General features: G+C 67.1%; 2 protein-coding genes. Both read right to left on the bottom strand.

Going from position 1 to position 2,661, the window contains the following annotated elements; all coding sequences use genetic code 11:
* Nucleotides 1-98 precede the first annotated feature (98 nt).
* Nucleotides 99-2,162, bottom strand: coding sequence for a recombinase family protein (locus IU450_RS39135; RefSeq protein ID WP_195154759.1), 2,064 nt, complete (start codon nucleotides 2,160-2,162; stop codon nucleotides 99-101).
* 139 nt (nucleotides 2,163-2,301) lie between these two features.
* Nucleotides 2,302-2,595, bottom strand: a complete 294-nt coding sequence (locus IU450_RS41545) for a DUF5372 family protein (protein WP_416382948.1) — start codon at nucleotides 2,593-2,595, stop codon at nucleotides 2,302-2,304.
* Nucleotides 2,596-2,661: the final 66 nt, after the last annotated feature.

The following is a 2,661-nucleotide window of genomic DNA, read 5'->3' as shown; positions in this document are numbered from 1 at the left end:
CTGCCCATGCCCGATCTGCCCGTGCGCCGCCGCGCGCCCCGCGCCCCGAGAGGAGGCACCCTCCAGTGAGCACCATCGTGCGCATCCCGATGGGCGTTTCATACTGCACCTCCTGCGGTTATTGGGGCACTTCGTCGGCCCCGGGTTGTCGGCTTGGCTGCCTGTTGTCGGTAGATGGTCTGGGTCTGCTCATCCCAGGGAATGCACCAACGTCGGCCGACCTCGTCGCGGCGGACGGGGACCAGGTCGTGGCGGATCCAGTAGTAGATCGCTTTGGTCGTCACACCCAACAATGCGGCAGCCTGGGCGACGCTGACCTCGCCTTCGTCGATAGCAGCGGTGCGCGGGGCCGGGATGGAGTAGGTGTCTCGGATCCGCGCGACGGCCGCGGTGTCGAACGGACGCCCTTTGCCGGTGGTGAGTCCGGCGGCGTTGAGCTGCTCGGCGAGTTGGGCGCTGGTTCTGTGTGCGCCGTAGCGGCGGATGATCCCGAGCGCGGTGGTAGAGGTGCGGCCGACACCGTTGCGGTCGACGGTGACCTCGTCGGTCGCGCCGGTGTGCCAGCGCACTCCGATCCGGACCTGCCCTGGATCTTCGGTCGGCAGCAATGTGACGTCGGCGATCAGGGTGCGCAGCAACCGCTTTCGGTCGCGGGGACTGGTATCGGGATCGTTCCACAAACCCGGCAGATCAGCGGCCAACGCCTCCAGCGTCGAGCGAGGCGGCAGCGGCGGTTTGGCCGCCCGCGCGGTCTCCAATGCCGCCTCCGCTTCGCTCACCGCGGCGAGCTTGGCTTCCCAGCGCGACTCCAAACTCCTTGCTACCAAACGGTTTTCCGGCTCGACTTGAGAGAAGGCTCGTTCGGCGCGTTCGGCGTCGTAGCGGGCGCGTTCCACCGCGAGTTCAGCCGCGCGATGCGATCGCACGTGCCGTTCGGTGACCTCGTCGGCGACGGCCAACGCCGAAGCGATCTGGGCCGGCGTGACCGCATCGAGCAGCAACCGGCCCGCCACCTCATCCACGGTCGAGGCCGTGACGCTGCGGCATTGCGGCGACTTCGCGTGTTCGCGGGCGCTGGTGCACACGTAGAACACGTAGTGACGGTGGGCGTATCGGGTTGCCATCCGGGTACCACACGCTCCGCAGTAGATGATCCCCTGGCAGAGCGCGGTTCCCTCGCGGGGCGGACGGGCGCCGACGCTGGTGTGGTTGGCAGCGAGTTTGGCCTCGTTGTCGAGGAATTGCTGCCAGCTGATGTAGCCCTCGTGATGGTCCTGGATCAGCACGGTCCAGTCCTCACGGGCACGCTTGCGCCGTGCCGAACGCACCGTGCCGTCGGGGCGCACCCGGCGTTTGTCGTAGCTGCGGCCGTAGGAGTAGGCACCGGCGTAGGCGGGGTTCTTCAACGCCTGCAATACCCGCTGGTGGCCCAGCTTTCCCCACTTCAACCGGCCAGCCCACACCCCGCCGTAGGCGCGTTGGGGGAACAATCGCCCCGTCTCGGCGAACGCCCCAACCACCCCGTAAGCCGATCCGGTGCGGGCAAACTCGGCGAACAAGTCCTCGACCGCGGTGCGGACCTGTTCGTCGGGATCGATCACCACCTGCCCGTCGATGTCGTAGACGAACCCGACCGAAAGCTGGGAACGCAGCTCACCGCGGTGCGCCGCCGCGAGCTTCGCGCCGTGCAACCGTCCGGCGAGCAGGTGGAGCTCGGCCTCCGACATCGATCCCTTGAGCCCCAACAACAACCGATCGTTGACATCGCCCAGGTCGTAGACCCCGTCGCCATCGATGAGCAACGTGTCGGTCAGCCGCGCCAACTCCAGCAGCCGCGCGAACTCCGCCGAGGATCGCGCCAGCCGCGAGACTTCCAGCCCGAAGATCGCGCCGACCTCGCCCAGGCATACCCGCGAGATCAGTTCCCGGAAACCGTCGCGGTCGGACCCGAAGCGACCCGATACCCCGAGATCGGCGTCGACGATGACGACCTGCTCGGCGGTCCACCCCAACCCGATCGCGACGTCGGACAGACCGTACTGGCGGGCGGTCGATTCGGCGTGTTCGCGGACCTGCATCGCCGTCGATTGCCGCACGTAGACCACCGCGCTGCGGGACCGATGCGTCGTGTTGATCTTCGTCGCGCCGTTCACCGGTGCCACCGCCAGATCCCTTGCGCAACAAGGACTCGACCATGTTCGACACGGCCATCACAGCCTCGCCGCACCATGTCGCGGCCACCACGCCTCATCTCCGAACCTGCCCGACCGACACCGACCGGATCCAGCGTCTTCAAGATCATCATTCCCCCACCTGTTCGCCGTCTGAACAGTGACCCCGCATGGCATCGATTACCGCACGTAGAACGGTCAAACCATCGGCTGCCAGCCGCTGATCCCCTTGCGGCGCACCGCGATCGGTCCATTCCTGCCGCAACGTCACCCGCGCTTGCCCGTCGACCTCGCACACGAACCACAACCCGGTTCGGGACCGCCGTTCGAACAGCACTGGCAACTCCCGGCCACACAACGGATGAAAAGGATGCGTGACTACCAATGAGCTACCACGAGACCCGGACGAACGGGTCCTATGCATTTCGTATCCCCGCCGACGTCGACCGCTCCGACCGGCTGCTGGGGCCCTTCACCGCCCGCCAGCTCG

The sequence above is a fragment of the Nocardia abscessus genome (assembly GCF_015477775.1).
Classification (GTDB): Bacteria; Actinomycetota; Actinomycetes; order Mycobacteriales; family Mycobacteriaceae; genus Nocardia; species Nocardia abscessus_A.
Note: the sequence above shows the minus strand (reverse complement) of the source record. Positions and strands in the feature narration are given on the sequence as shown.

What these genes read in the sequence shown, in the direction of transcription:
- IU450_RS41545 (WP_416382948.1), bottom strand. Translation starts at nt 2,595, where the DNA reads ATGCATAGGACCCGTTCGTCCGGGTCTCGTGGTAGCTCATTGGTAGTC.